At 33.7% G+C, this 23228-nt stretch carries 22 protein-coding genes, 2 tRNA genes and 1 pseudogene; 19 read left to right on the top strand and 6 right to left on the bottom strand.

Annotation, left to right across the window (positions count from 1 at the left end):
• Window positions 1-5: 5 nt before the first annotated feature.
• Window positions 6-551: a peptide-methionine (S)-S-oxide reductase MsrA gene (gene msrA / locus NHE85_RS14865; protein ID WP_252813317.1), complete on the bottom strand. Its 546-nt coding sequence runs from the start codon at window positions 549-551 to the stop codon at window positions 6-8.
• Window positions 552-796: 245 nt separating this feature from the next.
• On the opposite strand from msrA, the gene NHE85_RS14870 reads away from it, so the two are divergent.
• Both NHE85_RS14870 and NHE85_RS14875 read left to right on the top strand, forming a co-directional pair.
• Window positions 797-1480 carry an ABC transporter ATP-binding protein gene (locus tag NHE85_RS14870; RefSeq protein ID WP_252812933.1) on the top strand — a complete coding sequence of 228 codons (684 nt, stop codon included), beginning with the start codon at window positions 797-799 and terminating at the stop codon, window positions 1478-1480.
• A 62-nt stretch (window positions 1481-1542) separates the two neighbouring features.
• Window positions 1543-2307 (top strand): TIGR02757 family protein, encoded by a 765-nt coding sequence (locus NHE85_RS14875; RefSeq protein ID WP_252813318.1) that lies wholly within the window; start codon window positions 1543-1545, stop codon window positions 2305-2307.
• Here the strand turns inward: NHE85_RS14875 and NHE85_RS14880 are convergent, their stop codons facing one another.
• On the bottom strand, window positions 2308-4224 hold the full coding sequence (locus NHE85_RS14880) for an amino acid permease (RefSeq protein ID WP_252812934.1): 1917 nt from the start codon (window positions 4222-4224) through the stop codon (window positions 2308-2310).
• A 227-nt stretch (window positions 4225-4451) separates the two neighbouring features.
• Here NHE85_RS14880 and NHE85_RS14885 point away from each other — a divergent pair, with 227 nt between their 5' ends.
• The 13 genes and pseudogenes from NHE85_RS14885 to NHE85_RS14945 all read left to right on the top strand — a co-directional run bounded on the left by NHE85_RS14885 (window position 4452) and on the right by NHE85_RS14945 (window position 15508).
• Window positions 4452-5090: a peroxiredoxin gene (locus NHE85_RS14885; protein WP_252812935.1), complete on the top strand. Its 639-nt coding sequence runs from the start codon at window positions 4452-4454 to the stop codon at window positions 5088-5090.
• A gap of 15 nt (window positions 5091-5105) precedes the next feature.
• Entirely contained in the window at window positions 5106-5420 is a 315-nt protein-coding gene (locus NHE85_RS14890) for a thioredoxin family protein (RefSeq protein ID WP_252812936.1), read from the top strand.
• On the top strand, window positions 5401-5661 hold the full coding sequence (locus NHE85_RS14895; RefSeq protein ID WP_252812937.1) for a hypothetical protein: 261 nt from the start codon (window positions 5401-5403) through the stop codon (window positions 5659-5661). Before NHE85_RS14890 ends, NHE85_RS14895 begins: the two co-directional genes overlap by 20 nt.
• A gap of 83 nt (window positions 5662-5744) precedes the next feature.
• The gene (locus NHE85_RS14900) at window positions 5745-6575 is read left to right on the top strand and encodes an alpha/beta hydrolase (protein WP_252812938.1); all 831 of its coding nucleotides are present in this window, start codon (window positions 5745-5747) and stop codon (window positions 6573-6575) included.
• Window positions 6575-7135, top strand: coding sequence for an AraC family transcriptional regulator (locus NHE85_RS14905; protein WP_252812939.1), 561 nt, complete (start codon window positions 6575-6577; stop codon window positions 7133-7135). The genes NHE85_RS14900 and NHE85_RS14905 overlap by 1 nt, the downstream gene beginning before the upstream one ends.
• A gap of 86 nt (window positions 7136-7221) precedes the next feature.
• Window positions 7222-7968: a heavy-metal-associated domain-containing protein gene (locus NHE85_RS14910; protein ID WP_252812940.1), complete on the top strand. Its 747-nt coding sequence runs from the start codon at window positions 7222-7224 to the stop codon at window positions 7966-7968.
• A gap of 69 nt (window positions 7969-8037) precedes the next feature.
• Window positions 8038-8535 carry a thiol peroxidase gene (tpx, locus tag NHE85_RS14915; RefSeq protein WP_252812941.1) on the top strand — a complete coding sequence of 166 codons (498 nt, stop codon included), beginning with the start codon at window positions 8038-8040 and terminating at the stop codon, window positions 8533-8535.
• Window positions 8536-8556: 21 nt separating this feature from the next.
• Window positions 8557-8931 carry a diacylglycerol kinase gene (locus tag NHE85_RS14920; protein WP_252812942.1) on the top strand — a complete coding sequence of 125 codons (375 nt, stop codon included), beginning with the start codon at window positions 8557-8559 and terminating at the stop codon, window positions 8929-8931.
• Between the two features lie 38 nt (window positions 8932-8969).
• Entirely contained in the window at window positions 8970-11462 is a 2493-nt protein-coding gene (locus tag NHE85_RS14925) for a DNA translocase FtsK (RefSeq protein ID WP_252812943.1), read from the top strand.
• Window position 11463: 1 nt separating this feature from the next.
• On the top strand, window positions 11464-12117 hold the full coding sequence (locus tag NHE85_RS14930; protein WP_252812944.1) for an outer membrane lipoprotein carrier protein LolA: 654 nt from the start codon (window positions 11464-11466) through the stop codon (window positions 12115-12117).
• Between the two features lie 6 nt (window positions 12118-12123).
• Window positions 12124-13566 (top strand): annotated as a pseudogene (locus NHE85_RS14935) (LptF/LptG family permease); the annotation flags it as partial.
• Between the two features lie 572 nt (window positions 13567-14138).
• Entirely contained in the window at window positions 14139-15272 is a 1134-nt protein-coding gene (ribB, locus tag NHE85_RS14940) for a 3,4-dihydroxy-2-butanone-4-phosphate synthase (RefSeq protein ID WP_252812945.1), read from the top strand.
• Between the two features lie 148 nt (window positions 15273-15420).
• Window positions 15421-15508, top strand: a tRNA-Ser gene (locus NHE85_RS14945).
• Window positions 15509-15776: 268 nt separating this feature from the next.
• Here NHE85_RS14945 and NHE85_RS14950 read toward each other — a convergent pair.
• From NHE85_RS14950 to NHE85_RS14965, 4 genes are all read right to left on the bottom strand, one after another.
• A complete protein-coding gene (locus NHE85_RS14950) occupies window positions 15777-16154 on the bottom strand; it encodes a hypothetical protein (protein WP_252812946.1) in 378 nt (125 codons plus the stop codon).
• A gap of 985 nt (window positions 16155-17139) precedes the next feature.
• Window positions 17140-17214: transfer RNA gene (locus NHE85_RS14955), tRNA-Val, on the bottom strand.
• Window positions 17215-17306: 92 nt separating this feature from the next.
• The gene (locus tag NHE85_RS14960) at window positions 17307-17684 is read right to left on the bottom strand and encodes a DUF4258 domain-containing protein (RefSeq protein ID WP_252812947.1); all 378 of its coding nucleotides are present in this window, start codon (window positions 17682-17684) and stop codon (window positions 17307-17309) included.
• Between the two features lie 17 nt (window positions 17685-17701).
• On the bottom strand, window positions 17702-18874 hold the full coding sequence (locus NHE85_RS14965) for a proline dehydrogenase family protein (RefSeq protein ID WP_252812948.1): 1173 nt from the start codon (window positions 18872-18874) through the stop codon (window positions 17702-17704).
• A gap of 89 nt (window positions 18875-18963) precedes the next feature.
• Between NHE85_RS14965 and aroB the strand changes: the two genes are divergently transcribed.
• The 4 genes from aroB to NHE85_RS14985 all read left to right on the top strand — a co-directional run bounded on the left by aroB (window position 18964) and on the right by NHE85_RS14985 (window position 23158).
• A complete protein-coding gene (gene aroB, locus NHE85_RS14970) occupies window positions 18964-20031 on the top strand; it encodes a 3-dehydroquinate synthase (RefSeq protein WP_252812949.1) in 1068 nt (355 codons plus the stop codon).
• A gap of 299 nt (window positions 20032-20330) precedes the next feature.
• Complete coding sequence (locus NHE85_RS14975) at window positions 20331-21737, top strand: arginine decarboxylase (protein WP_252812950.1); 1407 nt, start codon at window positions 20331-20333, stop codon at window positions 21735-21737.
• Between the two features lie 25 nt (window positions 21738-21762).
• Window positions 21763-22734, top strand: a complete 972-nt coding sequence (locus NHE85_RS14980) for a deoxyhypusine synthase family protein (protein WP_252812951.1) — start codon at window positions 21763-21765, stop codon at window positions 22732-22734.
• A 7-nt stretch (window positions 22735-22741) separates the two neighbouring features.
• Entirely contained in the window at window positions 22742-23158 is a 417-nt protein-coding gene (locus NHE85_RS14985; RefSeq protein WP_252812952.1) for a DNA primase, read from the top strand.
• Window positions 23159-23228 lie beyond the last annotated feature (70 nt).

Below are 23228 nucleotides of genomic sequence, written 5' to 3' on the forward strand. Positions count from 1 at the left end.
AAAAATTATTGTTTTAATTTTGATTTATAATTCTTTTTAAGCTTTTCAAGCTTAGGCGTAATTACAGCTGAACAGTATGGCTGATTAGAGTTTTGTGCATAATAATCCTGATGATAATCTTCCGCAGGATAAAACACAGGAGCCTTTGTTACCTTTGTTACTATCTTTTTATCATAAATATGCTGATCTGTAAGTAATTTTATAAAATTTTCAGCAGTATCTTTTTGCGCATCAGTAGTGTAAAATATTTCACTTCTATATTGTGTTCCCACATCTGCCCCTTGTCTGTTTAAAGTTGTTGGATCATGAGTAGCAAAAAATATTTCCAGTAAATCTTCATAGGCTACTTCGTCCGGATTAAAAGTAATTTTTATAGCTTCAGCATGACCTGTATATCCACTGCAAACCTCTTTATAAGTAGGGTTTTCAGTCTTACCGCCTATATAGCCGGATACCACTTTTTCTACTCCTTTTAAATCTGTAAAAAACGCTTCAGTACACCAAAAACAACCGCCTGCAAAAATGGCAGTTTCAAATTTTTTGTCATCCATTTTAATTTCTCCTTTGTTAGATTTCACAATTGCCTTTTCAGGACTTGCTTTAGACTGGCAAGATAACGAAACAACCGCCAATGCTAATGTTAATGCCTTTTTCATATTATATTTTTTATAAATTAATTTATATAAGATGTTTTTATAGCTCTTAATTAAAGTTTATACTTATACATACGAAATATTATGCCAAAAGATTTATTATTTTTTAAAATGTTTGTTTCTTTGTGGGAAACGGCATATTAATGATACAGGCAAAGAATATTCAGAAATATTATGATCAGCTCCATGTTTTAAAGGGTGTTGACCTGCATATAAAAAAAGGTGAAATAGTTTCTATTGTAGGAGCATCAGGAGCAGGAAAAACCACGCTGCTCCAAATACTGGGTACGCTGGACAAGCCAAACAAACAGAACGATACTTCACTTGTCATTAATAACGAAGATGTTTTAAAAATGAAAGACAAAGCGCTTTCAAAATTTCGAAATCTTCAGCTTGGATTTATTTTTCAGTTTCACCAGCTATTACCAGAATTTACTGCTTTGGAAAATGTTTGTATTCCCGCTTATATTGCCGGCATGCCTAAAACTGAAACTGAGACCGAAGCCAAAAAGCTGCTTGAATATTTAGGGCTATCACACCGTATAGACCACAAACCGGGAGAACTTTCAGGTGGTGAACAACAACGTGTAGCTGTGGCAAGAGCGCTTATAAATAAACCGGCTGTTATTTTTGCAGATGAACCTTCCGGAAATCTTGATACCGCTTCCGCAGAAAACCTGCACCAGTTATTTTTCAAGCTTCGTGATGAAATGGGACAAACTTTTGTTATTGTAACCCATAATGATGAGCTTGCTGATATGGCCGACAGAAAACTTATAATGAGTGATGGTCAGATTGTCAGAACGGTAGATTCAATAACATTATAAATAGCACCCAAATTTCATTATTTTGAAACTTTACAGGTATGCGCTACTTTTGCAGCATGGATATGAATGCTGATGAATTACGTTCGTTTCTTAACGAAAAAGTACTACAATATAATAAGCCCGACTTTATAGAGAGTGACCCTATACAAATTCCCCATCTCTTTACTCAAAAGGAAGATATAGAAATAGCAGGATTTCTTGCAGCGACTATTGCCTGGGGCAATAGAAAGATGATTATAACTAATGCTAAAAAAATGGTGGATTTGATGGGCAATAGCCCTTATGATTTCATAATAAATCATAAAGATCATCATTTGGAAAATTTAGAAAATTTCGTTCACAGAACATTTAACGGATTGGACTTTTCTACTTTCATTAAAGCGCTCAAACATATTTATAATAACCACGGGGGACTTGAGGCTGTATTTGCTAAACATCAGCAACCCGAAGGCATGCAAAAGGCAATACATGAATTCAAAAAAGTATTTTTTGAAATAGAGCATCAAAACCGTACACAAAAGCATGTATCAGATCCATTAGCCGGTTCGGCAGCTAAGCGTATTAACATGTACCTTAGATGGATGGCAAGAAAAGATAATGCAGGAGTAGATTTAGGTATATGGAAAACTATTTCTCCGGCAGCCCTCTCCTGCCCTCTTGATGTACATTCAGGAAATGTAGCCCGAAAACTCGGTATCCTTACCCGAAAACAAAATGACGGCAAGGCACTGGCCGAACTTGATGCCCAGTTGCGCTTGATGGACAAAAACGATCCAGTAAAATATGATTTTGCCCTATTTGGATTAGGTGTATTTGAAAGCTTTTAATTAAGATGACTGGCTTGCAAAATTCAACTTACTATTCTTCCTGCTGAAACCAAAATATATGGCAAGCCCTATTAAAAGCCATACTGTAAAATAAATCCAGTTCCATACGCTAAGCTCGGCCATCATATACAAACAGCTTATAAGTCCTAAAAGCGGTATAAGTGAAAGATTTTCCCGATAAGACCAAATAGCAATAAATATGAGTGAGATAAGAAATACCCACATTGGTATTTTATGTTTAAACAAATCAAATCCGCTTTCATATTTAATACTGTCAGAAATAGGAAGCGCATCAACTATTGCAGTATATTCAGCACCTTCATATCCGCTTAATATTTGCTCTAAATCCTGATTTTCTCCTAACTTATTATCAGCGGTTAAATGATTATATAAAGATTTAGCTTCATTCTCAGTTAATGAAGTCACAATTGCTGAAGGGCTGTTTACCTGTCTTTCATTAGAAATAAAAGCCATTGTAGTTTCTTTATTGTAAGTAAAAGAAAATATTAAACCTGCAATAAGTGCTAATGGCATTATATACTTAGCATTTACATAAGGTGTTTTAAATTTACCTCTTGGTATATCTGGTTTATTTTGCAGCACCAATACACCTGCGCATACTAAAACAAAAGCAAATAAAGTACCTATACTACATAAATCAGTAACTGTAGTAAGATTAAGGAATAGTGCAGGTATAGCTACTACAAAACCTGTAACTATTGTAGCATACGATGGAGTTTTAAATTTTGGGTGTACTCTTGAGAATTTTTTAGGCAGCAAACCATCACGGCTCATGCTCATCCATATACGTGGCTGCCCCATCTGGAAAACCAGTAATACGCTTGCCATAGCAATTACAGCGCTAACAGCAATAATACCTGACATCCATTTTAAATCAAGCTTATTAAACACAAAAGCCAACGGGTCTCCTACATTCAAATCATTGTAATTCACCATTCCGGTTAATACCAAGGCAATTAATACATATAGAATAGTACAGACAATTATAGCCCACATCATACCTCTTGGTAAGTCGCGCTGCGGGTTTTCACATTCTTCAGCAGTGGTAGAGATAGCGTCAAAACCAATATATGCAAAGAAAACAGCAGATACTCCTTTAAGTACTCCTGCAGCTCCGTTTGGTGCAAACGGATCCCAGTTATCAGTATCAATATAGAAAACACCTACGGCTATAACCAATAATATAATACAGAGTTTTACAACCACCATTAAATTACTTGCATTACGAGATTCTTTCATCCCTCTATATACAAGAGCAGTTATAAGAACAATAATTAAAAGAGCCGGGAGATCGGCAATAAGATGAAGTGAACCTATAGCAGGTGAATTAGTATAAGCTTCATAGGCTATTTTTAATCCGCTATCAAGATTTTCAAATGTTTTCCCACCCTGCATTAATGCCATGGCTTCATGATAACCATTAGAAGCGGTTAAATAATCCATTTGAATCCATTGCGGTAAATATATACCGCCGCTTTCCAGCAATCCTGTAAAATAATCACTCCAGGAAATAGCAACCGTAACGTTTCCTATAGCATATTCCATTATAAGCGCCCATCCTATTATCCAGGCTATTAGCTCACCAAAAGCAACATAAGAATAGGTATAAGCACTTCCTGAAACAGGTACCATTGATGCAAACTCTGCATAGGCAAAAGCAGCAAAGCCACAAGCTAAGGCTGTAAACAGAAAAAGAAAAATAACAGCAGGGCCTCCGTCTGCACTGGCCTTACCTATTGTGCTGAATATACCTGCTCCAATAATTGCAGCAATACCAAAAGCAGCAAGATCTTTAACCCGTAAATGCCTTCCTAAAGATTGATGACCATCGGCATTATCAACCTGATTAAGTATGTCCTGAACGTTTTTTTTCCTGAATAGATCTTTTAAAGCCATTGATTGCAATTATTATTAGCAGCATTATTGTGTAATTAACAAATATAAAAACTTAATCTAAAAAAGATGTCTTTCTTTGCTTATTTCATAATAAATCTATAATTTATATAGTATAGTAAATTTCTATTTGTACATAAGGAAATATGATAATAGTCATTGTGAGATAATGCTTATAATGTCTATTTTTGCAATTGTAAAAAAATTATAACCCAAAAAAATAATACATTATGTCATTAGTAGGAAAAAAATTCCCAAACATTGCTGTAGACGCTATCTCTGAAATGGGAGACAATTTAAGAATCAACATTTTTGAAGAGGCTGTAAACAATAACAAAAAAGTACTACTATTCTGGTATCCTAAAGATTTTACATTTGTATGCCCTACTGAACTTCATGCTTTTCAGGCTGCTCTAGGCGAGTTTGAAAAAAGAAATACAATTGTAATAGGTGCATCATGTGATACAAACGAAGTTCACTTTGCATGGTTAAATACACCTAAAGATAAAGGTGGTATAGAAGGTGTTACTTATCCTATTCTTGCTGATACTAACAGAAACCTTGCAAATATTCTTGACATTCTTGATGTTGAGTCTTCTGAATACAACGACGAAACAGATTCAGTTATCCTTACAGGTTCAAATGTAACTTACAGAGCTACATACCTTGTAGATGAGACTGGAAAAATATTCCACGAAAGTGTTAACGATATGCCATTAGGCCGTAACGTAAATGAGTACTTAAGACTTATTGATGCTTATACTCACGTACAAACTAAAGGAGAAGTTTGCCCTGCAAACTGGGAAGAAGGAAAAGAAGCAATGACAGCAGACCGTAGTGGTGTAGCTAGCTACCTTTCTTCTAACTAATTAAAAATTAAAACTATGTTGCAAGAACTTGAAAAGGATAATTTAGCAGAAATCGTAGCCGATGCCCCTGTTGTAGTGGTGCAATATTCAGCCGGATGGTGCGGAAACTGCAGGATAATGAAGCCAAAATTTAAAAAAATGGCTAATGAAAATGAAAATGTAACATTTGTTATTGCCGATGCTGAAAATTTCCCTGAATCAAGGAAACTTGCAAAGGTAGATAACCTGCCTACATTTGCTGCATTTAAAAATGGTGTACTTGTAAATCAGGTGCAAACAAATAAAGTTGAAGTTTTAACTGATTTAGTCAATGAAATTACCAGTAATTAAGCATTTAACTCAATTTATTGAGGATAACGACCAGGATTATATTATTGAAACCCTTGAAGTACTTGAGGCTCTTACTGAGGTCCCTTCTCTTAAAGATGAAGAACTTGACGTAGTAGGAGAACTTATCTCTAATATGTATGGTGCGCTTGAGGTAAATAAAATGATTAAAGACGGAATGGATAAAAAAGAAGCCCTGAACAGTTTTATGATGCGTGTTCTGGGTGCTATAGATAAAAACTAAACTTCATTCGCTTTACATATAGTAAAAACGCTTCCGGAAACGGGAGCGTTTTTTATTTAACTTTACTTTTTTATTTTATCCCAATGAATATAATACGCAAAATAATTTCTTTACTCTTTTTCTTTATAGCTTTCAACCTTCAGGCTCAACATCAGGAAGACATCTTAAATTTGGCTTATGGTAAAAATAACCAGCAAACTCTTGATTTATTTCTTCCGAAAACATATACTACTTCTACTCCTGTGCTTGTAATGCTTCATGGTGGTGCCTGGTCTCTGGGTGGTAAAGAATATACCCATAAAACATCAAAAGATTTAAGAGACCGCGGTTTCATAGTCGCCAATGTTGATTATCGTTATGTAGGCGAAGCCGTTCATGCAACCGATCTGTTAGAGGACATTGACAATGCAGTTATATATCTTCAGAAAATGGCCGCCGAAAAAGGATTCAATACCAATCAATTTAATATGGCCGGTATTAGCGCAGGGGCGCACTTAGCACTGTTGTATGGATATACATCCGGTAGAAATATAAAATCAATTTCTGCATTATGTGCACCGTCTAAATTTGATGACATCAAAACATTTGAGCATATACAGAAACTCGGACTGATAAAAACAATTTCATTTTTGGCCAACGATAATTATACTGCGGATAACTTCATCTCAAAATTTACAGATATAAGTCCGTACCAGAAAGTAAAGCAGCTTCCGACATTACTTGTTCACGGAACAAAAGATGAATTGGTAGATTATCAGCAATCAGCAGATCTGTATAAAAAGCTACAAGAAAAGAATATAAAATCAAAGCTGGTAACAATGAAAGGTAAAGGCCATGATGTAGGAATGAACCAACCGGATAGCGAAGCAAAAGTTTTAGATGAAATTACAAACTGGATTAAAACATACAATTAATGCACTTATATATAAAAAACATGGTTTGTCCACGCTGTATAACGGCTGTACTTAACGAGCTTGAACAGATGAACCTCACTGTAAATTCTGTAGAGCTTGGTGAAGCTGAAATCACCAATGAGCTTACTCCTGAAGAACAAAGACATCTGGAACAATCTTTAAAAAAACTTGGTTTTGAGATTATTGAAGACAGAAAAAGCAGAATTATTGAGCAGGTTAAAAATGAGATTGTTTATCTTGTGCATCATTCTGATGAGATATTAAAAACCAATCTTTCTTCATGGCTTGCTGAAAGATTAAACTATGATTATACTTACCTGAGCAATCTTTTCTCTGAAGTTGAAGCCACTACAATTGAAAAATATTACATAACACAGCGAATTGAAAAAGTAAAAGAATTGCTGGTTTATGACGAGCTTTCTCTCGCAGAAATTGCTTTTTCCCTGGGTTACAGCAGTGCGGCATATCTTTCAAGCCAATTTAAAAAAGTAACGGGTCTCACTCCTACCTTCTATAAATCAATCAAAGAAATAAAACGCAGAAATATTAGTGAACTGTGAATATCATTAGCAATTTTAAAAATTGTATAATATATGCTCCCTGCAGCATTACTAAATTTGTATTATAAATTTTATTGACAAAAATTATGATACATATATATAGTGTTACGGGAATGACCTGTGAAGGATGCTCTGCAAAAGTAAGCCATTTACTTAAAAATATACCTTCAGTTACAGATGTGAATATTAATCTTGAAAAGGGAGAAGCTACTGTTACAATGGATAAACACATCTCTGCCGAAATACTTCAAAATGCACTAAAAGACTACCCAAAATATCAATTATCAGAACTGAAACAGGATCATATTTCTGAGAAAAATATATTTGAGACTCCTTTTGAAGATACACGCACATGGTTAGAAATATATAAACCTATAGTTTTGATTTTTGGATATATAGCTGCTATTTCTTTAATAATAGCTTTATATAGAAAAACGTTTGACCTAATGCTGTTCATGCGTGTATATATGGCAGGGTTTTTTCTAATTTTTTCTTTTTTCAAAATGTTAGATCTCCGCGGATTTGCTAGCAGTTATACTATGTATGATATAGTTGCAAAGAAGTTCTTAGCATGGGGTTATATATATGCTTTTTTAGAATTAATGCTCGGCATTGCTTTTGTTATTAATTTTAATCCTTTATTTACAAATACTTTTACTGCTATCTTAATGGGTGTAAGCCTTATTGGGGTACTACAAAGTGTGATAAACAAAAATAAGATACAATGTGCCTGTTTGGGAGCTGTATTTAATTTACCAATGAGCACAGTAACTATTATTGAAGATGGGTTAATGATAGTAATGAGTTTAGCTATGCTATATATGTATTTATAAAAATCTTATACCTGCCATAGGATACCATATATTTTCTTACTTTTGCTTTTCTAAAACAAATCACAGAAAATGGCTAATATCTTACTGGGCGGAAATCCCGTTACAACTTCAGGCGAATTGCCTAAAACAGGAACTCAGGCACCTGATTTTACTCTTGTAAAAACAGATCTTTCAACAGTTTCACTTGCAGACTTTAAAGGCAGTAAACTTATATTAAATATATTCCCAAGTGTAGATACAGGTACATGCGCGGCATCGGTTAGAAATTTCAATCAAAAAGCTTCAGCGCTTGAAAACACTAAAGTTTTATGTATTTCCCGCGATTTACCATTTGCACAAAATCGTTTTTGCGGAGCTGAAGGACTTGATAACGTTATATCACTTTCAGATTTCAGAGATGCAGGTTTCGGGAAAGCATATGGTTTAAACATTGAAGATGGCCCACTAAAAGGTTTACACTCCAGAGTTGTAATAGTTCTTGATGAAAACGGAACTGTAAAATATACAGAACAGGTTCCTGATATTAAAGATGAACCAAATTATCAGGATGCCCTTGCAGCATTATAAATTATAACCTGTAAAAGTTACATGAAAGATAACAGGTTTGTTAAAGGAAGGATGAAAAGTACTGTTTACTCGGTTAAAGGAGCTTATAAGCTTATTACTACCGAACATAGTATAATGGTTCAGTTTTCAATAGGTATCCTTATTACCGTTGCCGGTTTTTATTTTAATATTTCATCAACAGAATGGATGCTGCAGATACTGGCAATAGGGCTTGTGTTAGCTATAGAAGGTTTAAATACTGCCGCGGAAAAAATTGCCGATTTTATTCATCCGGAATACCATGAGAAGATAGGATTTATTAAAGATATTGCTTCCGGAGCCGTTTTTTTTGCAGCGATGGCAGCTATCGCTGTAGGAGCCATTATATATTATCCTAAAGTAGTGGTGCTTTTTTAAATTTATTGATATTTTTACAATAAAGACACTTATAATAAATGGCAAAGAGCAAAAAAGATACATCAGCAAATACTAAGGAAAAAGCAGCCGCAAACAGAAAAAAATGGGCTTTAACCCGTCAGCATAAAGTGTTGATAGGTGTGCTCTTTTTTCTTTTTTCTATAGCTCTGTTGCTTTCTTTTATTTCTTATTTTCTTTATTGGGAATTTGACCAGAGTGAACTTACGGCTTTTGGCGACAGAAAAGAAATTGTACATAACTGGCTGGGGAAATTTGGTGCATACCTTGCAGATCTGTTTTTATACAGAGGCTTTGGTGTAGCATCATTTATACTTATACGTTTCTTTTTCCTTACCGGAGCTTATCTTGTTTTAGATCTTCCTGTAAGGAAACTAAAGAAAACACTTTTCTGGGATCTTTTCCTTGTCATTATAGTATCTGTACTTTTTGGTTTCTTCAATCCTTATTTACCTGAACTTGGAGGTGTAATAGGCTTTGAGATGAACCTATTTATGCAGGATTATATGGGTAAAGCAGGAACTATACTGGTTTTGGTTTTTGGATTATTTATTTTCCTTATTTTCAGGATCAGAATTTCCCCTGATGCTATAAAAACTTTCTTTGAAAGAAAACCTGAAGAAGAAACAGATGAAAATTCAGAAATCTTAACAAATAATCAAACGCCGGAAATTATTAAAACAACTGATAATAAAATTATAGACGAAGTTGACAATTATAATGAGGAAGATGATGAAGAATTAAATAATATTGAACTTAAAACGATTATCCCTCCATCTCCTACCCCTTCGCAGTTTGAAATAAACCGCGATGCTCTTAAACCTACTATTGAAAAAACGTCTGAAATTAATCTCGATCCTGTTAAAACAAAACATCAGGAACCTGCATCTAAGATTAATGAAACGATAGAGACCGGAGATGAAAATTTTGTAATAGAAAAATTTGAAGAAGAAACTACTGTCGAAGAAAATCTTGCAGCTAAGCTGATAAAAGATTTTGGCGAATTTGACCCTACTCTCGAACTTTCAAATTATCAGTTTCCATCTATCGATTTACTGAAAGATTATTCTTCGGGAGGAATCACAATAAATCAGGAAGAACTTGAAGAAAATAAAAATCGTATTGTAGAAACATTACGGAATTATAAAATAGACATTGCACAAATTAAGGCTACAGTTGGCCCAACTGTTACTTTATATGAAATTGTACCTGAAGCAGGTATACGTATTTCTAAAATTAAAAGTCTTGAAGACGATATTGCGCTTTCACTTTCCGCATTAGGTATCAGGATTATAGCTCCTATTCCGGGTAAGGGAACTATTGGTATAGAGGTTCCTAACAAAAATCCTACTATGGTGTCTATGAAGAGTGTTATCGGCGCACCTAAATTTCAGACAGCCGAAATGGAACTACCTATCGCTTTAGGAAAAACCATTTCTAACGAAACGTTTGTGGTAGATCTTGCTAAAATGCCGCATTTACTTATGGCCGGTGCTACAGGGCAGGGAAAATCAGTTGGACTAAATGCTGTATTAACATCTTTATTATATAAAAAGCATCCTGCAGAAGTAAAGTTTGTGCTTGTTGATCCTAAAAAGGTTGAGTTAACTTTATTTAATAAAATAGAAAGACATTATCTGGCAAAATTACCTGATGATGGCGATGCTATTATAACCGATAATACTAAAGTAATCAATACTCTGAATTCTTTATGTATTGAAATGGATAACCGTTATAATCTATTAAAAGATGCAATGGTTAGAAATATAAAAGAGTATAATGAAAAATTCCGTCAGCGAAAGCTGAATCCTGAAAACGGACATCGTTTCCTTCCATACATAGTATTAGTTGTTGATGAATTTGCAGATTTGATTATGACTGCAGGTAAAGAGGTTGAAACCCCCATTGCACGTTTAGCACAGCTTGCACGTGCCATTGGTATTCACTTAATCATAGCAACACAGCGACCATCGGTAAATGTTATTACAGGTATAATTAAAGCCAACTTCCCGGCAAGGATTGCTTTTAGGGTTACATCTAAAATAGATTCAAGAACAATTCTGGACAGCCAGGGAGCTGATCAGCTTATAGGCCGTGGTGATATGCTATATACTCAGGGAAATGATCTTACACGTGTGCAGTGTGCTTTTGTTGATACTCCTGAAGTTGAAAAAATAACAGAATTTATTGGTTCACAAAAAGCTTATCCACAAGCTTATCTTCTTCCTGAATATTTTGGAGAGGAAACTGGCATTAATCTTGATATAGATATATCTGAAAGAGATTCAATGTTCAGGGATGCAGCAGAAGTTATAGTAACCGCTCAACAAGGTTCAGCTTCATTATTGCAGCGTAAACTTAAATTAGGATATAACCGTGCAGGACGCCTTATAGATCAGCTGGAGGCCGCCGGTATAGTTGGTCCTTTTGAAGGAAGTAAAGCACGAAATGTAATAATTCCCGATCTTACGGCTCTTGAGCAATTTTTCAAAAACGAAGAAAACAACTTTTAGCATGCGTACTTTTTACGGAATATTATTTTTATTTTTTTTCTCTTTACCTCCTTTACAACTTAGAGCTCAAAATGCTGAAAAAGCAAAAGCTTTACTTAATCAGGTAAGCAGCAGGGTTAAAAGCTATGAAAATATTTCTATAGACTTTAAGTATTCCATGAGTAATCCGGGTCAAAACCTTAATCAGGAAAGTAAAGGCAGCGTAGTCCTTAAAGGCAATTTATATGTTCTTGATTTTATGGGCACTACTAGAATTTTTGACGGAAAAAAAGTTTACAATATAGTTCCTGAGGATGAGGAAATATCCATTTCAAAATTTGATGACCAGAATGATGACAATCTTACCCCGGCAAAGATGCTCACATTTTTCAATAATGGTTATAAATATACCTGGGATATATTACAAAATATTAAAGGAAGAAAGATACAGTACATAAAATTAAACCCGGTTAATTCAAAAGATAAGACTAAAGAGGTTTTAATAGGGGTTGATGTGCAGACAAAGCATATCTACAATTTTATACAAATAGAAAAGGATGGTACTAAAACGATTATTACGATAAATTCTTTTAAAACAAATCAGCCTTTGTCGAAAAATCATTTTACCTTTACCGAAAGTAAATACCCTAATTACTACATTAATAGATTAGACTAATTTTTGGTGAAAATATTAGACCGTTATATCCTTACTTCGTTCATTACGACTTTTGCGTCGGTATTCATTATTCTGTTTTTCATATTCGTCTTACAGGCAATATGGCTTTTCATTGCTGAACTGGCAGGTAAAGATTTAGATGTCTGGTTAATTTTAAAATTTCTTGCTTTTTATGCTCCAAAAATAGTTCCTCTGGTATTGCCTTTATCCATTTTATTGGCATCTATTATGACTTTTGGAAATTTTGCTGAAAACTATGAGTTTGCGGCAATGAAATCTTCGGGAATATCGCTTAACAGAGCTATGAGAAGCCTTACAATTTTTATATGCTGTTTAAGCGTAGTAGCTTTCTTTTTTGCAAATAATGTAATTCCTAAGGCAGAATATAAATTCCTAAATCTCAGAAAAAATATTGTTCAGCGTAAACCTGCAATGGCTATTGTTGAAGGCCAGTTTAATGCTATTGGTAATTTCAATATAAAAGTTGATAAAAAATCAGGTGAAAACGGCGAAAAACTTACCGGCGTTACTTTACACAAAAGAGCTCCACAGGCTGCTAATGCTACAATAATACGATCTAAAAAAGGATTGCTGAAAAGTAATGAAAAATCTAACCTGCTTCAGCTCGAGCTTTATGACGGGTATTATTATGAAGAAATTAATTCTAAAAAACCTTCTGAAAGAATTAAAAAACCTTTTGCAAAAAGCAGTTTTACTAAGCAAATAATGAATATAGACCTTACCATGCTCAACTCAAATGACATGAATGAGGAAAAAATAGCTAATACTAATACTATGCTCAATATTAGTGAACTAAATTACACTTTAGATTCACTTGAAAACACATATGTAAAAGAATCCAAAAGCATTACAGACAATATAGCACAGCGTTACAGTAGCGTTCTTACAGGTCCTTCTCTTCACAGAGCAAAAAATGTAAATACCGATACAATTACTAAAAAAGACAGCATACCTGACAATATACTCAATCTTGTTGCCTCAAAAGATGACAAGGCAAGAATACTTGAAATTGCGACCAATAATATAACAAGTTCCAGCTATATTTTAAATTCAGGAAAAGATCAGCTTTATGATAAAACAAAAAACATTAATGGTCACTGGCTTGCATTATATGATAAATTTGTAATAGCTTTTTCATGTTTGTTAATGTTTTTTATAGGAGCCCCTCTAGGTGCTATAATACGTAAAGGAGGACTTGGCTTGCCAATAGTATTTGCCGTATTAATATTTATTATTTTTCACTTTATTAATACATTTGGTAGAAAACTTGCCGGAGAAAATGGAATTCCACCTTTCTTAGGCTCCTGGATGTCTTCTTTTGTATTAGGCCCACTTGCAGTAGTACTGACTTACAGAGCTACAAATGATTTGGGCGTTAGTATCAGTTTTGACTGGCTAACCAGTCCATTCAAGAAGCTTTTTGTAAAAGATACTACTGATGACTTACCGATTTTGAATCTTGATACGGTAAGGATTGGCGATACTGAAGAATGGGAAAACTTAAAAGCTCTTGATAATTCGGAATTAATAAATTTGGTTAAAAATTCGGTACAGCTAAAACACAGTAAAGATTATAGAAAAAAAGCTTTAAAAATTTTAGAGATTAGAGGTATTACACAAGAAGAGCTTGAAGAAAATAATAATCTGTATAATATTGAATTTTTAAAGTCAGAATTTCTTTATAATAAACAAAAAATATCTTCTAACATTGCTTTAATAGCCTACATAATACTTGCAGCCCTTTCTATAAACTTATTAAACGGAAAAATGGGAACAGCCCTACCTGCTCTATTATGTTTAATAGTTTTTTATATAACAGTATTTAAGTCGGCTCAAAGTATTAGCCGAATCGGAAAAATTTTAAAAGAAAAAACATGTCCGGGCATCATACTGCAAATTATGCTATCCCTGCCTTTTTATCCTATACTTTATTTTTACAATAAATCTTTGCTAAAGAAAATTTTAGCACGCCATAATTATAAATTTTAAAGACAGTAAACATGTCACTATCAGAAATAAAATTAAATACAATCGAAGAAGCGATTGAAGATATACGCAACGGTAAAGTTGTTGTAGTTGTTGATGATGAAGATCGGGAAAATGAAGGAGATTTCATTGCAGCTGCAGAAAAAGTAACACCTGAAATGATAAACTTTATGGCTACACATGGACGTGGCCTTATATGTGCTCCATTAACAGAAGCCCGTTGTAAAGACCTTGAATTGCATATGATGGTAACTAACAATACTGTTTTACATGAAACAGCATTTACAGTATCTGTAGATCTTATAGGGCACGGATGTACTACCGGTATATCAGTTCACGATAGAGCAAAAACTATAAAAGCCCTTGTGGATGATACTACAAAACCCGAAGATTTAGGACGTCCGGGGCATATCTTCCCGCTTAAAGCTAAAGAAGGTGGAGTGCTGCGAAGAACCGGCCATACAGAAGCTGCTATAGACCTTGCAAGGCTTGCAGGATTTAAACCAGCAGGAATACTTGTGGAAATTTTAAATGAAGACGGATCAATGGCCCGCCTGCCCCAATTATATGAGGTAGCAAAAAAATTCGATCTTAAACTTATTTCCATTGAAGATTTGGTTGCTTACCGAATGCAGCATGATAGCCTAATTCAGAAAAAAGAAGATTTTGAGATTGAAACACGTTTTGGTACATTTCGTTTAAGAGCGTATGTACAGACTACAAACAAGCAGGTACATATTGCACTAACAAAGGGAAGTTGGAATATTGGTGAACCAATATTGACCAGAATAAATTCTACCCAGATTAATAATGATATTTTAGGAACTCTTACCAACGATGCAGATAAGAAGCTTGACAGCATGTTCCGACGTATTAATGAAGAAGGTAAAGGTGCTATTTTATTTATAAATCAGGAAATTCAGCCATCAGAACTTTTAACCCGTGTAAAAGAATTAAAAGAATTGCAGGCCAAAGGTGTAAAAAAAGCTCCACAATTAAAAATGGATGATCGTGACTTTGGTATAGGTGCACAGATTTTGCATGATATAGACATCTGTAAAATACGTCTTCTTAGTAATTCTGAACAAACAAAACGTGTAGGAATGATAGGTTATGGACTGGAAATAACTGAATATACAGAATTTTAAAAAAAAGTTTCATTCTTAAAGTTAAGGTAATGAAATGTTTATAAAATAGTATGAAAAAAAATGCATTTTTAGGTCTTATAGTTTTTGGAAAAACGAAAAAGGTTACTATATTTGCAACCGCAATGAGGAACTGATTGCAACACATACTGGAGGAATGGCAGAGTGGTCGATTGCGGCAGTCTTGAAAACTGTTGACTGTAACAGGTCCGGGGGTTCGAATCCCTCTTCCTCCGCCACATAAAGTTTCAAAAGAAACTTTAAAAGTCAAAAAGCCTTTAAATTCCTGGATTTAAAGGCTTTTTTGTTTTTATAGCAATGTCATTAGACATATTTATATAATTTCAAAGAATAGTTACTTTATTAGTTACCTTTTAAAAATATTATTATTTGATGATGCAAAAAAGTAACTAATTTCAGGGAATTCCCTGAGATTCCTAGGGACATACGAAGTTTTAAATCAATTTGAATGTTAATTTAGGTATAAACGGTAAATAATTACATAAATTAAAACTTCAATAAAACACGTTTTGAAACTGAAGCATCAATATTGGTATAATAATAAATATAATCGTCCTCTATTTTATATAACCATATGAGATTTTCTGAAATTCCAATAGTTTTAATTTTTAACGTATTTACATTTATCACTGCTATTTTAAATTTTTTACTAAAAAAATTGTTTATAAATAAAGGAATATAAAGATTATTTTTATCCTTCAAATAAGGACCTCCAAAAAGAAATTTTAATATTCTTTTTTCGTTAAAATATAACTCCCCTATTACTGGTCCACCTTGACCGAATTCTCGCAAATTTTTGTACTCGAGGCTAAATAAATTTTGACGTACTACTGTAATGAAACTTATAGGATTTTCATTTTTCATAATCAAGGAATTGTTGTACTTTGATTTATAACATTATTAGAATTGACTAAAAATTGTAACGATTCTTCTGGATATCTTATCTCCATCCCTGAGGTGCATTTATGCCAACACTAATTGGGTTTCCTTACGGAATAACACCTCTATATAATTTTAGTTAAACTATTCCACTCAGGCTTCATTGCGATAAATGTTCTGTTTAAAATTTATTATTTCCAAGTACTAACCCCTAATAATCTGGTTTTGACACAGTGAAATTATCGAATCTTTGAAAGCAATAGTTGTAGTGCCATCAGCATTTAAATTATAGTAATATGAACCATACTTAGCAAAAACATTTACACTTTATTAAACACATCCAATATTTGTATAAACTGCAGTCTCAGCTTCTGTATAATTATTTACATTTGGGTCAAATGTATGAATTTTAGTATCCTCATCATTTATAGTAGCAACCCAACCTATATCAATTTATAGGATTAGCGATATCCATAAGAACTCTTTTTTTGCCAGCAGATCCACCGATATAAATATACTCCATTTCCGATGTTAATATCTTTCGCTGTAGTAATAATTTTCGGTTTCCTCATCAAATTCTTTTCCGTTAAACTTAAACGGGATTAAATGGATTAGTATGTTCATCGATCAATATTTCCCAAAAAGGAAGGTATTCCATACACCGAACGCATTGTAAAGCTCACACTAACTAATGAAAAGGTCAGCTGTAATCACAGGTCAGTTTTTGAAATTCTTGTTTGTAAGCGTAATATACTCTCAGATATAAAGTAGTATTTATAAACAGGCAGATATGCCGAAAACGTGAATTTATAAAACATGGTATTTTATAGCATTTTACACTATGAAAACGGCAGCCGTCGAACACCTACGATACTAGATGTATTTTCACACAATACAAGTAAAATGGAGGGGAAAAGGATATTTTGATATACAATAAAAAAAGGGATAATCTTTCGACTATCCCTAAAAGTGGGCGATGAGGGATTCGAACCCCCGACCCTCTCGGTGTAAACGAGATGCTCTGAACCAACTGAGCTAATCGCCCTTTTATAGTTGCAAAACTCACTGTGATTAGTTCCGTATTGCGAGTGCAAATATACGCTTAGTATTTATATTTGCAAGAATTAAATGAGAAAATTAATGTTTTTTTATCGCTTTTAAAACAGCTCTATCGCTATGACTTACTATTTCTAATATAATGGGCTCATTTTTAGCAGTTCTTGATTCTATTACATAAATTTTCCCTCCACCAGGGTTTGGCTTTTTACTCTTAGAAAAATCAACATCACCATTTTCTAAACTGTTTTTTATATCGTCCATAGTAACCCATTTTTCATTTATGGTACTTTGGGCTTCTTTAGAAATAGTAAGTCCTTTAGTTCTGAAATCCTTTAGTACTCTGCAATTAGGAAGATAACAAAAATCCTGTCCACGTTTATTAAAAATGAATGCTACAAGAAAAAAACCTAAGGTTAATCCGAATAAATAGTAAGCAAGTCTGTATTTAAATTTCATTTATGTTCTATTAATTATTAATCCTGAAGTTTTCTTCTTTTTCTTTCTGCACTTATCAGGTTAAGTTCCCTACTGGTTTGCCCTGCTACAGAAGTGTTCTCCTCTGCCCTTCTTATAAGATACGGCATAACATCGCGAACAGGCCCAAAAGGAAGATATTTTGCAACGTTATAGTTGTGAGCAGCAAGATTAAAGCTGATATTATCACTCATGCCATAAAGTTGACCAAAGTATATTCTTTTATCATTACTGGCAATATTTTTCTGCGCCATTAATTCCATAAGTTTATATGAACTTTCTTCATTATGGGTACCTGCAAAAATAGCCATACTATCAATATGATCTATCATATATTTAATAGCTTCATCATAATTAATATCTGTAGCTTCTTTAGAAACACATATTGGAGAAATATAGCCTAATTCTTCCGCTCTTTTATTTTCTTTTTCCATATAGGCTCCCCTTACAATTTTCATTCCTATATAAAAACCTTCCTGTTTTGCCTGCTCATGCAGTTTTTTTAAGTAATCCAGCCTGTCCCATCGGTACATTTGAAGTGTATTATATACAATCGCCTTTTCATTATTGTATTTTCGCATCATATCTGCAACCAAATCATCTGCTGCATCCTGCATCCAGCTTTCCTCAGCATCAATAAGTAAAGCCACATCATTAGCATGAGCTGTTTTACAAACTATGTCAAAACGTTCCACTACCCTGTTCCATTCGGCAGTTTCTTCAGAAGTGAAAGTTTTTCCTTCTCCTAGTTTAACCCAAAGATCAAATCTTCCAAAACCTGTTGGTTTAAATACTGCAAAAGGAATTGCTTTTCTTTCTTTTGCAAATTCTATAGTTTTTAGGGTTTTCTCTAATGCTTTATCGAATTCCGATTCAGCTTCTTTAGCCTCCACAGAATAATCTAATACTGAACAAACACCTTTAGTAAACATTTTATCTACTACAGGTAAGCAATCCTCTTCAGTTGTACCTCCGCAAAAATGATCAAAAACCGTAGCTCTGATGAGTCCTTCAACAGGCAAGTGAACTTTAAGTGCAAAATTTGTAACTGCTGTTCCTATTTTCACTAAAGGTTCGGAAGCTATAAGTTTAAACAGAAAATAGGCTCTGTCAAGTTCAGTGTCGCTTTTTAATGCAAATGCATCAACAGTATTATTGAAGATTTTTTCCATTGTTTTTAAAAAATTTGTGCAAATATAAAGACTGTGCAAGAATTTATAGTATTAATTACTTTATTTTGCTTATTCTATAATACAAAAAAATGAAGCCTCTTAAAACTACAGACTATAATATATATTTTAATGATGAGTGCTACACTTATTTACAAGATGTTTTATCAGACAAAAGTTACTCTTTACTATTTATAATTACTGATACTAATACTTCTCAATATTGCCTTCCTGATTTTTTGGCCCGCGTTATTACAGAAATACCTATTGAAATTATTGAAATTGAACCGGGAGAAATTAACAAGTCAATGGAAACATGCATTGAAGTATGGCACACATTAATCGATTTAGGCGCTGACCGTAAAAGCATAATACTTAATCTTGGAGGTGGTGTCGTAACAGATCTTGGAGGCTTTGTTGCCAGTACATTTAAAAGGGGAATGGACTTTATAAATATCCCTACCTCTTTACTTGCTATGGTAGATGCATCAGTAGGTGGCAAAACCGGCGTGGATTTAGGTTCATTAAAAAATCAAATTGGAGTTATAAATAATCCGTTATCCGTATTAATAGACACAGGCTTTTTATCAACACTTCCATCAAAACAGATGCGTTCCGGTCTAGCAGAAATGCTAAAACACGGACTGATAGCCGATGAAAAATACTGGCAGCAATTTAGTGATCTTTCTACTCTTACAACTGATGATCTTGAAGCTTTAATATACCATTCGGTACAAATTAAAAATTCTATTGTAGAACGGGATCCTAAAGAAAATGGAATTAGAAAGGCTTTAAACTTTGGACATACCATTGGGCACGCTATTGAATCATATTTTTTAGAGTCTAACGAAAAAGAGACACTACTACATGGCGAAGCTATAGCTATAGGTATGATTTTGGAATCTTATTTTTCTTTAGAAAAAAAGCTTATTGCGGAGAGTCAATACATAGAAATAAAAAACTGTATCAATACTATTTTCGAAAGAGTAATTTTCAACTCCAATGATATAGAAAACATAATAAAACTATTGGTTCATGATAAAAAAAATGTACACGGAGAAGTTCAATTTGTACTACTTGATGGAATAGGAAAAACAGTTATTAATCAAAACGTAGAAAACACCTTGATTATCAAAGGTTTTGAAGACTATCAAAACTAACAATTTTTTAAGAGATTTGTTTTCAAATACGAAGTAATATTTTTTACATTTGCCGTAATGAAAACAAACCATAGCATGTTTTCCCTTTTTGGGACTATCAGTAAATTCAGGGCTTTTGCATCTGCAAATTGGCCTGTATTTTACCTGCGCAATATTGCAGACATGTTGGTATTTTATGATGAAAACACCTGCCAGGAAAAATTGCAGATTATATATGCTAATATAAGAGTTTGAAAATCAGATTATAATTTTAGGATATTAACTCTTATTTTTATAATCTATTTATCTATTCTATATACATGAACACAAAATATTCAGACCTTATAAATCAGACTTTTTACTTTCCACAGGAAGAATTCACCCTTAACAAAGATAACCTGCAGTTTCATAACATAGATCTTATGAAACTCGTTGAACAATACGGTACTCCTTTAAAATTTACATACCTCCCACAAATCTCTAATAACATCCGTAAAGCAAAAGGATGGTTTAGAAACGCAATGGAGAAGAACAAATATGAAGGTAAGTACTACTACTGCTATTGCACTAAAAGCTCGCATTTTGAATATATTATGAATGAAGCTTTTAAAAATAATATTCATATTGAAACATCAGCGGCATTTGATGTTAATATTGTTGAAAACCTGCTTGCTAACGGTAAGATTAATAAAAATACCTATGTAATATGCAACGGTTTTAAAAGAGAGCAATATGTAGAAAATATTGCAAAACTAATAAATGGCGGGCATAACAGAACAATACCTATTATTGATAATTATGAAGAGCTTGATCTTCTTCAGGAACAAATAACTGGTAAATTTAAAATAGGTATACGCATTGCGGCTGAAGAAGAACCAAAATTTGAGTTTTATACTTCCCGTTTAGGTATTGGTTATAAAAATATAGTACCTTTCTATAGGAAGCAAATACATGAAAATAAAAGTGTTGAGCTTAAAATGCTTCACTTTTTTATTAATACAGGTATTAGAGACACGTCTTACTACTGGAATGAGCTTTTAAAGTGTTTAAAAGTTTATATAAGTCTTAAAAAAGAATGTCCTTCACTTGACAGTCTTAATATTGGCGGTGGTTTCCCTATTAAAAATTCTCTTGCTTTTGAATATGACTATCAATATATGATAGACGAAATTCTTAATCAGATAAAAATTGCCTGTGATGATGCAGAAGTAGATGTACCAAATATTTTTACTGAATTTGGTTCGTTTACCGTAGGTGAAAGCGGCGGGGCAATTTATCAGGTTCTATATCAAAAACAACAGAATGACAGGGAAAAATGGAATATGATAGATTCCTCTTTCATAACAACACTGCCTGATACTTGGGCAATTAATAAGCGTTTTATAATGCTTGCCATAAACCGCTGGAATGATTCATACGAAAGGGTTCTCCTGGGGGGACTTACCTGTGATAGTGATGACTATTACAATTCTGAACAAAATATGAATGCAATATACCTTCCAAAATATAATAAAGAAAAACCATTATATATAGGCTTTTTTAATACAGGTGCATATCAGGAAACAATTGGCGGGTTTGGAGGCCTTCACCATTGCCTTATACCCCAGCCTAAACATATTCTTATAGACAGGGATGAAAACGGAATAATAGCAACCGAGGTTTTCTCGGAACAGCAAAAAGCCGAAGAAGTTCTTGCAATACTTGGTTATAATAAAGAAACGAAATAAATACTTGAATTTAAATACAACAATAATGAGCAAAGGACCAATTAGCCAGTTTATTGAAAAATACTACCTGCATTTTAACAGTGCAGCTCTGGTGGATGCCGCTAAGGGTTATGAAAAACAGCTTCAGGATGGTGCCCAAATGATGGTTACACTTGCCGGTGCAATGAGTACAGCTGAACTTGGAAAAATTTTCGCCGAAATGATACGCAAAGATAAAGTGCAGATTATTTCATGTACTGGAGCCAACCTTGAAGAAGATATTATGAACCTGGTTGCTCATTCTCATTATGAGCGTGTACCTAACTATAGGGATCTTACGCCTCAACAAGAGTGGGATTTACTGGAAAGAGGCCTTAACCGCGTTACAGACACCTGTATTCCTGAGCACGAAGCATTCCGTCGTTTACAAAAACATATTTATAAAATATGGAAGGATGCGGACGATAAAGGCGAACGTTATTTTCCTCATGAATTCATGTATAAAATGTTACTTTCAGGAGTTTTGGAAGAATATTACGAAATTGATCTTAAAGACAGCTGGATGTATGCTGCAGCAGAGAAAAATTTACCTATTATTGTACCTGGATGGGAAGATAGTACTATGGGTAATATTTTTGCTTCTTATGTAATAAAAGGAGAGCTTAAAGCCTCTACTATGAAATCCGGTATTGAATATATGACATTTCTTGCTGACTGGTATTCAAAAAACAGCAGCAATGGTGTAGGTTTCTTTCAGATTGGAGGAGGTATAGCAGGAGATTTCCCTATATGTGTAGTGCCAATGCTTTATCAGGATATGGAAATGCATGACGTTCCTTTCTGGAGCTATTTTTGTCAGATATCTGATTCCACAACAAGTTATGGTTCATACTCGGGTGCTGTACCAAACGAAAAAATAACATGGGGTAAATTAGATATTAATACCCCGAAATTTATAATTGAATCTGATGCAACTATTGTTGCCCCTCTTATATTTGCTTACTTATTAGATTTATAATAGATTTATGAAAAGAGTTATAGTTGACTATGCAAAGCTAACTAATGAAATTCTTACCTTACTGGTTGAGAAATTTCCTGACGGATATGATGATTCTAACATCATCCGGTTTAAAAATGCTAAGAATGAAACCATCGAAGCTGTTGAAGTAAGGACTGAAGACACTATTTATCTTGTAAAAGTTAGTACCAAACTTGCTGACAGAATTGAAAATTTTGATGATGATGAAATTGATGATCCTGCAGATGATATCGATGCATTAAAAGATCTTGAAATTGGTGACGACGATGCTGATGACGAGGTAGCTGAAAAAGAAAACCGCAGAAACAGTGATTCTGAAGATACTGATGATGAGGATGAGGATGACGATACTGAAGATCGCGAATACAACGAAGATGATGAAGACGAAGACGATGAAGATTAATTCTTTATCTGAAATACTATAAAGAACTCTTAACAGAGTTCTTTTTTTGTTCACAATATGTTAGTTTTAT

Origin of the sequence: Flavobacterium sp. NRK1, assembly GCF_024054175.1 — a bacterium.
In the GTDB taxonomy this organism is placed as follows: Bacteria; Bacteroidota; Bacteroidia; order Flavobacteriales; family Flavobacteriaceae; genus Flavobacterium.

Bases quoted from the DNA above. Each gene is read 5' to 3' on its own strand.
- NHE85_RS14890 (WP_252812936.1), top strand. From the start codon at position 5,106: ATGTTGCAAGAACTTGAAAAGGATAATTTAGCAGAAATCGTAGCCGAT.
- NHE85_RS14985 (WP_252812952.1), top strand. From the start codon at position 22,742: ATGAAAAGAGTTATAGTTGACTATGCAAAGCTAACTAATGAAATTCTT.
- aroB (WP_252812949.1), top strand. From the start codon at position 18,964: ATGAAGCCTCTTAAAACTACAGACTATAATATATATTTTAATGATGAG.
- NHE85_RS14920 (WP_252812942.1), top strand. From the start codon at position 8,557: ATGAAAGATAACAGGTTTGTTAAAGGAAGGATGAAAAGTACTGTTTAC.
- NHE85_RS14965 (WP_252812948.1), bottom strand. From the start codon at position 18,874: ATGGAAAAAATCTTCAATAATACTGTTGATGCATTTGCATTAAAAAGC.
- NHE85_RS14895 (WP_252812937.1), top strand. From the start codon at position 5,401: ATGAAATTACCAGTAATTAAGCATTTAACTCAATTTATTGAGGATAAC.
- NHE85_RS14870 (WP_252812933.1), top strand. From the start codon at position 797: ATGATACAGGCAAAGAATATTCAGAAATATTATGATCAGCTCCATGTT.
- NHE85_RS14905 (WP_252812939.1), top strand. From the start codon at position 6,575: ATGCACTTATATATAAAAAACATGGTTTGTCCACGCTGTATAACGGCT.
- NHE85_RS14975 (WP_252812950.1), top strand. From the start codon at position 20,331: ATGAACACAAAATATTCAGACCTTATAAATCAGACTTTTTACTTTCCA.
- NHE85_RS14880 (WP_252812934.1), bottom strand. From the start codon at position 4,224: ATGGCTTTAAAAGATCTATTCAGGAAAAAAAACGTTCAGGACATACTT.
- NHE85_RS14950 (WP_252812946.1), bottom strand. From the start codon at position 16,154: ATGAAAAATGAAAATCCTATAAGTTTCATTACAGTAGTACGTCAAAAT.
- NHE85_RS14885 (WP_252812935.1), top strand. From the start codon at position 4,452: ATGTCATTAGTAGGAAAAAAATTCCCAAACATTGCTGTAGACGCTATC.
- msrA (WP_252813317.1), bottom strand. From the start codon at position 551: ATGGATGACAAAAAATTTGAAACTGCCATTTTTGCAGGCGGTTGTTTT.
- NHE85_RS14930 (WP_252812944.1), top strand. From the start codon at position 11,464: ATGCGTACTTTTTACGGAATATTATTTTTATTTTTTTTCTCTTTACCT.
- NHE85_RS14875 (WP_252813318.1), top strand. From the start codon at position 1,543: ATGAATGCTGATGAATTACGTTCGTTTCTTAACGAAAAAGTACTACAA.
- NHE85_RS14910 (WP_252812940.1), top strand. From the start codon at position 7,222: ATGATACATATATATAGTGTTACGGGAATGACCTGTGAAGGATGCTCT.
- NHE85_RS14980 (WP_252812951.1), top strand. From the start codon at position 21,763: ATGAGCAAAGGACCAATTAGCCAGTTTATTGAAAAATACTACCTGCAT.
- NHE85_RS14960 (WP_252812947.1), bottom strand. From the start codon at position 17,684: ATGAAATTTAAATACAGACTTGCTTACTATTTATTCGGATTAACCTTA.
- NHE85_RS14925 (WP_252812943.1), top strand. From the start codon at position 8,970: ATGGCAAAGAGCAAAAAAGATACATCAGCAAATACTAAGGAAAAAGCA.
- ribB (WP_252812945.1), top strand. From the start codon at position 14,139: ATGTCACTATCAGAAATAAAATTAAATACAATCGAAGAAGCGATTGAA.
- tpx (WP_252812941.1), top strand. From the start codon at position 8,038: ATGGCTAATATCTTACTGGGCGGAAATCCCGTTACAACTTCAGGCGAA.
- NHE85_RS14900 (WP_252812938.1), top strand. From the start codon at position 5,745: ATGAATATAATACGCAAAATAATTTCTTTACTCTTTTTCTTTATAGCT.